6 protein-coding genes are annotated in these 8,254 nt (G+C 73.1%); all 6 read right to left on the bottom strand.

What is annotated here, in order from left to right; translation table 11 throughout:
* Window positions 1-321 precede the first annotated feature (321 nt).
* Window positions 322-1,341 (bottom strand): hypothetical protein, encoded by a 1,020-nt coding sequence (locus RIF68_RS18545; protein ID WP_309052389.1) that lies wholly within the window; start codon window positions 1,339-1,341, stop codon window positions 322-324.
* Between the two features lie 307 nt (window positions 1,342-1,648).
* Window positions 1,649-4,177, bottom strand: a complete 2,529-nt coding sequence (gene pheT / locus RIF68_RS18540) for a phenylalanine--tRNA ligase subunit beta (protein ID WP_309052388.1) — start codon at window positions 4,175-4,177, stop codon at window positions 1,649-1,651.
* Window positions 4,177-5,316 (bottom strand): phenylalanine--tRNA ligase subunit alpha, encoded by a 1,140-nt coding sequence (pheS, locus tag RIF68_RS18535; protein ID WP_309052387.1) that lies wholly within the window; start codon window positions 5,314-5,316, stop codon window positions 4,177-4,179. The genes pheT and pheS overlap by 1 nt, the downstream gene beginning before the upstream one ends.
* A 159-nt stretch (window positions 5,317-5,475) precedes the next feature.
* Complete coding sequence (locus tag RIF68_RS18530) at window positions 5,476-6,687, bottom strand: ATP-binding protein (protein ID WP_309052386.1); 1,212 nt, start codon at window positions 6,685-6,687, stop codon at window positions 5,476-5,478.
* A 100-nt stretch (window positions 6,688-6,787) separates the two neighbouring features.
* Window positions 6,788-7,636 carry an RNA methyltransferase gene (locus tag RIF68_RS18525; protein ID WP_309052385.1) on the bottom strand — a complete coding sequence of 283 codons (849 nt, stop codon included), beginning with the start codon at window positions 7,634-7,636 and terminating at the stop codon, window positions 6,788-6,790.
* 314 nt (window positions 7,637-7,950) lie between these two features.
* Window positions 7,951-8,254 (bottom strand): 50S ribosomal protein L20 (gene rplT, locus RIF68_RS18520; protein WP_309052384.1); only part of this gene is annotated, 304 nt, incomplete at its 5' end.

The following is an 8,254-nucleotide window of genomic DNA, read 5'->3' as shown; positions in this document are numbered from 1 at the left end:
CCGGCGGAACCGGGAGCCGTCGACGGCAAACGACCTGGTACGGATCATGCACGGCCCTTCCCGAGCCCCGCCGGCGCCCGAAGGCCCTGCGGCACACAGGCCCGCCCCTGCGGCCGCGTCGATTCTCCCGACCTGCCCCGCCGCGGCACATCGCCCCGGGCGCATCTCCACCCGAAGGAGTGAGCGGGACCGAGCCGTCGCGCCTCGTCGACGGCGGGCGGGACGTACACCAGGACGATGGTGGGGCACCCGTGCGGCATGGTCCGGCGATGGCGCCGCCGCGCGCCTACGAAGCACGGCGGCCGCGGTCGCCGACCGTCGTCACGGTGCCCATATCTCCCGCATGCGCTTCCTGGCCTCGACCGGAGCTTCAATCCGTGTGAAGTGGTGGGGTGCCGACCGGAACAGCACATCGATCCCGTACCGATGCAGAAGCTCGACATCCCGCTCCACGGGGCATTCGGGGAACAAGGCTCCCAACCGCTTGGGGGGCCGAGGGCTGTGGGGCGCGTAGTCCAGGAGCTGTCCGAGAGCCAGCCTCACGTACTCGTGTCCGCTCCCGCTCTTGGCCTCGATGACCTCCGTGCCGTCGGCACCCACCACATGGAGGTCGGTGAGGCCGGCCGGTGTGCGAAGACGGTCCACCTGCACGCCGGTCAGGGTCGCCCGGTACTCGGCGACCAGGAGGGCCTCGGTCCGTCGAACCTCTATCTCCCCCTCGGCCCGCCGGTAGGTGGTGGCCGGTGTGTGCAGCGCCTCCACCGGTACCACGGTCGTGCCCGTGGCGATGGCCCGCGCGACCTCGGCGTCCCGGGCGATCCTGCGCCGGGTCTCGGTGACAGTGCCGATGCCCAGGCCCTGCAGAATCTCCTCCGCCTTGTCTCCCTGGAGCACCCGGAGGCCCATGAAGTTGTCCCCCTCGTTGAAGCTCGGCAGGTCCCAGATCTCCTGGTAGGGAATCTCCGTACGTCGGAACGCCAGGAGGCTGTACACGTTGAGCCAGCTGCCCTTCACCGTGTCCTGGCTCCACATGGTGTCGGCGAAGTCGGCGTTGCGGAAGGTGACTGCCACCTCACCTACGGCACGGACATGGTTCTTGCCGGTGAACAACACGACGTCCCCCGTGCGGAGCAGAGACATCTTTTTGTCCTGGACCGAGGTCGCCCCCCAGAAGCGGGCCTTCCCGGACCCGTGGAAGCGCATGAGTTCCTCGTACTGTCCGGATGTCAGCGCGCTCCGGTGCGGAGCCGCGGCGAACGGGACCTCTCGATCGAGGGTGTCCTCCCAATGGCGCCTCGCTGTCGGGTTCCCGTAAGACGGCTGGATCGCGACGAGCGGCATGAGACCACTCCTCCCCCTGGACTTCACCGACGTCCGTCGTTCGGCTGATGTGTGTTCGATGCTCCCACAGGCGGTTCGCGCCACGGATGGCCCCGTCCCACTCGCATGGGGCCGAACGAACCCCGCCCTCCGACCCGACCCGCACCGGGGCCACCGTGGCCAGGGCCCACCGGCACACGTGGTGGTCCTCACATCGATGGGCGCGTAGTCCGTCACTCGGCCGCCCTCCCCCGCCGATGGAGGCGCTGGTACGACCGAGGGCCGCCCCGGAGTGTTCCGGGACGGCCCTCGGGCGGGTGCGGGGGTGTCAGGCTCCGCGGAGGGTGGCTCCCGTGCGGGTGGAGGCCAGGGTGACGGCGGCGTCGCGGGCCGCGGTGGCCTCGTCGACCGTCAGGGTGCGGTCCTGGGCGCGGAACTTCAGGGCGTACGCCAGGGACTTCCTGCCCTCGCCGAGCTGGTCGCCGGTGTAGACGTCGAACAGCCGGATGGACTCGAGGAGTTCGCCGGCGCCCTCGCGGAGCGCGGACTCGACCTCGGCGGCCGGGACGTCGTCGGCGACGACCAGGGCGACGTCCTGGGTGGCGACCGGGAAGGAGGAGATACGGGGGGCCTTGACGGGGCCCTCGTTCGCCCGGGCCAGGAGGTCCAGGTCCATCTCCATCGCGCAGGACCGGGCCGGCAGGCCGAAGGCCTTCACCACGCGGGGGTGGAGTTCGCCGGCGTGGCCCACCAGGACCTTCTCGCCGTCGATCTCCACGTGGAACGCGGCGCAACGGCCCGGGTGCCACGGGGCGTGCCGGTCGGCGCTGACGTGCAGCTCGACCCCGGCCTCGGCGGCCACCGTGCGGCCGGCCTCGACCGCGTCCGCCCAGTCGGACGGACGGCCCTTGCCCCACCAGCCGGCCTGCTCGCGGGCACCGGCGAGGACGACGGCGACGCGGCGCGGCTGCGCGGGCAGCGCGGCGTTGACGCCGGCGATCTCCTCGTCGGTGGGACGGCGGTCGACGGGCAGGCGGACGGCGACGCCCGACTCGCCCTGGGGCCGGAAGACGAGACCCGTCTCGAACAGCGCCAGGTCGTGGCCGCCCCGGCTGTCGTTGCGGCGCAGCGCGCCGAGCAGGCCCGGGAGCAGCGTCGTACGGAGCGCGGGCTCCTCGTCGGACAGCGGGTTGACGAGGGTGACGACCCGGCGGCGCGCGTCGTCCTCGTCGAGGCCGAGGTGGTCGAGGGCCTGCTCGCCGATGAACGGGTAGTTCAGGGCCTCGACGTAGCCGGCGCCGGCCAGGGCGCGGCCGACGCGCCGGTGGAGACGCTGGCGCTCGGTGAGACCGCGGCCGGCGGGCGGCTTCGGCAGCGTGGAGGGCAGGTTCTCGTACCCCTCCAGGCGGATGACCTCCTCGGCGAGGTCGTTCGGCTCGTTGAGGTCGGGGCGCCACGAGGGCACCGTGACGACGAGCTCGTCCTGGCCGTAGACGTCGCAGCCGACCTCCTGGAGGCGGCGGACGACGGTCTCGCGGCCGTAGGCGACGCCCGCGACCTTGTCGGGGTGGTCCGCCGGCATGGTGATCGTGCGCGGCGCGGACGGCGCGACGACCTCGGTGACGCCGGCCTCGGCCGTGCCGCCCGCGAGCAGCACGAGCAGGTCGACGCAGCGCTGGGCGGCCGCGGCGGCGGCCTGCGGGTCGACACCGCGCTCGAAGCGCCTGGACGCCTCGGAGGACAGCTTGTGGCGGCGGGCCGTGCGCGCGATCGAGATCGCGTCGAAGTGCGCGGCCTCGATGACGACCTCGGTGGTGCCGGAGACGATGCCGGTCTCCGGGTCGGCCACCGGGTCGGCGATCTCCGTGTTGGCACCGCCCATGACGCCCGCGATGCCGATCGGGCCGCGGTTGTCGGTGATGACGAGGTCGGCGGCGTCGAGGACGCGGACGGTGCCGTCGAGGGTGGTGATCTTCTCGCCGGCCTCGGCGCGGCGGACGCCGATGGGGCCGTCGAGCCGCGTGCGGTCGTAGGCGTGCAGCGGCTGGCCGAGCTCCAGCATCACGTAGTTGGTGACGTCGACGGCGAGCGAGATCGGACGCATGCCGGCCTTCTGGAGGCGGCGCTGGAGCCAGATCGGCGACCGGGCCTCGGGCTCCAGGCCCACGACGGTGCGCGCCGTGAAGCGGTCGCAGCCCATGGGGTCGGAGATCTGGACCGGGTAGCCGTACGAGTTCGGCGCGGGCACGTCGAGGAGCGCCGGGTCGCGCAGCGGCAGCCCGTAGGCGATGGCCGCCTCGCGGGCGACCCCGCGCAGGGAGAGGCAGTAGCCGCGGTCCGGGGTGACGGCGATGTCGAGGACCTCGTCGTACAGCTCCAGCAGGACGGTGGCGTCGGTGCCGACCTCGTGCTCCGGCGGGAGCACGATGATGCCGTGCGAGCCGTCGTCGCCCATGCCGAGCTCGTCGCCCGAGCAGATCATGCCCTTGGAGACCCGGCCGTACGTCTTGCGCTCGGCGATCCGGAAGTCGCCGGGGAGCACGGCGCCGGGCAGGGCCACGACGACCTTGTCGCCCTCGGCGAAGTTACGGGCGCCGCAGATGATCTCCTGGGGCTCGCCGGTGCCGTTGGCCCGGCCGACGTCGACGGTGCAGAAGCGGATGGGCTTCTTGAACTCCGTCAGCTCCTCGATGGTGAGGACCTTGCCGACCACCAGCGGGCCGGTGAGGCCCGCGCCGAGCTGCTCGACCGTCTCGACCTCGAGGCCGGCGGAAACGAGCTTGGCCTGTACGTCCCGGCCGGTCTCCGTCGCCGGCAGGTCGACGTACTCCCGCAGCCAAGAAAGCGGGACCCGCATCAGATCTCCATCCCGAACGGCCGGGTGAACCGGACGTCACCCTCGACCATGTCTCGCATGTCTTCCACGTTGTGGCGGAACATCAGCATCCGCTCGATGCCGAACCCGAAGGCGAATCCGCTGTACTTCTCGGGGTCCACACCGCAGGCGACGAGCACCTTCGGGTTGACCATGCCGCAGCCGCCGAGCTCGATCCAGCCCTCGCTGCCGCAGGTGCGGCAGGGACGGTCCGGGTTGCCGACGGACTCGCCGCGGCAGACGTAGCAGAGCATGTCCATCTCGGCGGACGGCTCGGTGAACGGGAAGAAGTTCGGGCGGAGCCGGGTCTTCATGTCCGAGCCGAAGAGCGCCTGGACCATGTGGTCGAGGGTGCCCTTGAGGTCGGCCATGGTGAGGCCCTCGTCGACGGCGAGCAGCTCGATCTGGTGGAAGACCGGGGTGTGCGTGGCGTCGAGCTCGTCGGTGCGGTAGACGCGGCCGGGGCACACCACGTAGACCGGGGGCTCCCGGTCGATGAGGGTGCGGGCCTGGACCGGCGAGGTGTGGGTGCGCAGCACGACACCGGACTCGTCGCCCTCGGTGGCCGTTCCCTCGGGGGTGGTTCCCCGGACGAAGAAGGTGTCCTGCATCTGCCGCGCCGGGTGGTCCGGAACGAAGTTGAGGGCGTCGAAGTTGAACCACTCCGCCTCGACCTCGGGCCCTTCGGCGATCTCGTAGCCCATCGAGACGAAGACGTCGGAGACGCGCTCCATCAGGGTGGTGAGCGGGTGGCGGGCGCCGGCCGGGACGCGGTCGTACGGAAGGGTGACGTCCACCGCCTCCTCGACCAGGACACGGGCGTCGCGCTCGGCCTCCAGCTCGGCCTGGCGGGCGGCGAGGGCCTTGGACACGGCGCCGCGGGCCTGGCCCACGAGCTTGCCGGCGGCGGCCTTGGCCTGCGGGGGCAGGGCGCCGATCTCCCGGTTGGCGAGCGCCAGCGGGGAGGTGCCGCCGGTGTGGGCGGTCTTCGCGTGCGCGAGCGCGTCGAGGTCGCCTGCGGCCGCGAAGGCGGCGAGCGCCTCGTCCCGCATGCGCTCGATCTCTTCCGGTTTCAAGGCCTCGACCTCGACCGGGTCGTACGACTTATTCGGTGCCGACATCTCTTCCCGTGCTTCCGTTTGGCTGGCTGGGGCGACCCCCGCTCGACGACAAGGGCGCAAACGTGCCAAAGGTCGAGTCTAACGGGGCGCGGGGACGCGTATGGGCCCGTGGGCGGCCCGGGCGGCTTCCGACCTCGTACGGTCTCGTCAGGTGAGACGTCAGAGGAGGTGCGCCGGGGTGCCGACGGGCAGGGTAAATCGGAACTCGGCCCCGCCGCGGGGGCCGCGCCCGACGCTGATGGTGCCGCCGTGGGCCTCGACGATGCCCTTGACGATGTAGAGGCCGAGGCCGGTGCCGCCGCGTTTGCTGCCCCGCCAGAAGCGGGTGAAGACACGGCTCATCGACTCCTCGGGGATGCCGGGGCCCTCGTCGCTCACGGTGACCTCCGTCCCCTCTTCTCCGTCGTCGCCCGCCGTGGTGGGTGCCACCTCGATGGTGACGGTTCCCTCGCCGTGCCGCACCGCATTTTCCAGGAGGTTCCCGAGGACCTGGTCGATCTTGTCCGGGTCGGCCCACAGCGGCGGGAGTCCCGGCCGGATCCGGACGAAGAAGCGGTCGGGCGACTGGCCGCCGGTGGTGTGCACCTGGACGTGGCGGCCGACGGCGGCGGCGATGTCGACGGGCTGCCGGCGCACCTCGAGGCGGCCGGAGTCGATCCGGGAGATGTCGAGGAGTTCGGCGATGAGCCGTTTGATGCGGCCCGCGTCGGCGTCGACGGTCTCCAGCATCAGCCGCTTCTGGTCGTCGGTGAACCGTTCCCACTTGCCGAGGAGGGTGGCGGTGAAGCCCTTCACGGAGGTGAGCGGGGAGCGGAGTTCGTGGGCGACGGTCGCGATGAGTTCGGCGTGGCTGCGTTCGTTGCGCCGGCGGGCGTCGGTGCCGCGCAGACCGACCACGACCCGGCGGACGGGGCCGGTGGGCCGCTCGCGGACGTACCGCGCGGAGACGAGGACCTCGCGGCCGCCGGGGAGCAGCAGGTTGCGCTCGGGCTGGCCGCGCCGGGTCGCGAGGCCTCCGTACGGGTCGGTCAGGGTCCACCATCGGCGGCCCTTGAGATCTTCCAGGGGCAGCGCCCGGTCGAGCGGCATGCCGAGGGCCCGGTCGGCGGGGACGGCGGTGATGCGGGCGGCGGCGGCGTTGAAGCAGATGACGCGGCCGTGTTCGTCGGCGACGACGAGCCCGTCGGGGAGGTCGTCGGGCTGCAGTCCGGCGAAGGCCCCGCCGGGCGGCTGCTCCCGCGCCCGCTCCCGGACGGCCGGCTCGGGCACGGCAGTGGTCCCGGCGGGCTCGGCGGCGGCCTGACCGGGGCCTCCGGGGGCGCGCGGCGGGGCGCCCCCCGCGTCCGCGGGACTGTCCGTACCGACCGTCATCCCGTCCCCACCCCTTCGTGCTGCTCGCAGTGGGCCCCGAGTGCGTCACTCTACTGGGCGAGGGCGACGGAGCGGAGCCCCGGGGTTACGGAAAGCGGTGTCAGGCGGTGGCGCGGGGGCCGCGGGGCCGCTGGGCGCGCGCGGAGGCGTACAGGCAGACGGCGGCGGCGGTCGCCAGGTTGAGGCTCTCGGCCTTGCCGTGGATGGGGACGCGGACGACGGCGTCGGCGAGGGCGCGGGTCTCCTCCGGCAGTCCCCAGGCCTCGTTGCCGAAGACCCAGGCGGTGGGGCCGCCCATGGTGCCGGCGTCGAGCTCGTCGTCCAGGTCGTGCGCGCCGGCCCCGTCGGCGGCGAGGATCCGCACGCCCGCCTCCTTGAGGCCGGCGACGGCCTGCTCGACGGGGACGCCGACCGCGACGGGCAGGTGGAAGAGGGAGCCGACGGAGGCGCGCACGGACTTCGGGTTGTACAGGTCGACGGAGGCGTCGGTGAGGACGACCGCGTCGGCGCCGGCGGCGTCGGCGCAGCGCAGGACGGTGCCGGCGTTCCCGGGGTCGCGGACGTGGGCGAGGACGGCGACGAGCTTCGGCCGGGCGGCGAGGATCTCCTCGAACGGGGAGTCCAGGAAGCGGCAGACGCCGACGAGGCCCTGCGGGGTGACGGTCTGGGAGACCTCGGCGAGGACGGCGTCGGAGGCGTGGTGCACACGGGCCCCGGCGGCGCGGGCGGCCTCGACGATGGCGCTGTAGCGCTCGGCCGCCTCGACGGTGGTGAAGAGTTCGACGAGGGTCGGCTCGCCGGTGGTGCCCCGGTGCTCGACGGCCTCGCGGACGGCCTGCGGGCCCTCGGCGATGAAGAGGCGGTCCTTGCCCCGGAAGTTGCGCTTGGCGAGCCGCCGGGCGGCGACGACGCGCGGGGAACGCGGGGAGATCAGCTCGGGGGTGACCATGGGGTGCGGCGGTTCTCTCTTCGGGTCCGGCTCCGGGGAGGCCGGGAACGGCGGGCCGGGCGGGGCGGGTGCGGGCGGCGGCCCGGGGGCGGCCGGGTCCGGGCGGTGGCGGCCGGCTCGTGCCGGACCGGGGGCGGGCCGTCGGCCGGCCGGGCGTGGCCGGGCGGCGCGGGAGCCGTCGTCCCGTCCGCGGGGCCGCGGCCGGGACGCGAGGCGTTCCGTCGGTCACGGGCGTGGCCGGGGCGCCGACGCACCCGGACCCGCAGGCGCGTGCGCGCCTGCGGGTCCGGGCAGAGGTACTGCGGCCTGGAAGATCAGGCGGCGGCCTTCGGGGCGTTGACATCGGCCGGCAGAGCCTTCTGCGCGACCTCGACCAGCGCGGCGAACGCGTTGGCGTCGTTGACGGCCAGCTCGGCGAGGATCTTGCGGTCCACCTCGATGTTGGCGGCCTTCAGACCCTGGATGAGGCGGTTGTACGTCATGCCGTTCAGGCGGGCAGCGGCGTTGATGCGCTGGATCCACAGCTGACGGAAGTCGCCCTTGCGCTTCTTGCGGTCGTTGTAGTTGTAGACCAGCGAGTGGGTGACCTGCTCCTTGGCCTTGCGGTACAGGCGCGAG

Origin of the sequence: Streptomyces sp., assembly GCF_031178505.1 — a bacterium.
GTDB lineage: Bacteria > Actinomycetota > Actinomycetes > Streptomycetales > Streptomycetaceae > Streptomyces > Streptomyces gulbargensis.
This window is presented reverse-complemented; position numbering and strand designations above follow the sequence as displayed.

What these genes read in the sequence shown, in the direction of transcription:
- RIF68_RS18545 (WP_309052389.1), bottom strand. Translation starts at nt 1,341, where the DNA reads ATGCCGCTCGTCGCGATCCAGCCGTCTTACGGGAACCCGACAGCGAGG.
- pheT (WP_309052388.1), bottom strand. Translation starts at nt 4,177, where the DNA reads ATGCGGGTCCCGCTTTCTTGGCTGCGGGAGTACGTCGACCTGCCGGCG.
- pheS (WP_309052387.1), bottom strand. Translation starts at nt 5,316, where the DNA reads ATGTCGGCACCGAATAAGTCGTACGACCCGGTCGAGGTCGAGGCCTTG.
- RIF68_RS18530 (WP_309052386.1), bottom strand. Translation starts at nt 6,687, where the DNA reads ATGACGGTCGGTACGGACAGTCCCGCGGACGCGGGGGGCGCCCCGCCG.
- RIF68_RS18525 (WP_309052385.1), bottom strand. Translation starts at nt 7,636, where the DNA reads ATGGTCACCCCCGAGCTGATCTCCCCGCGTTCCCCGCGCGTCGTCGCC.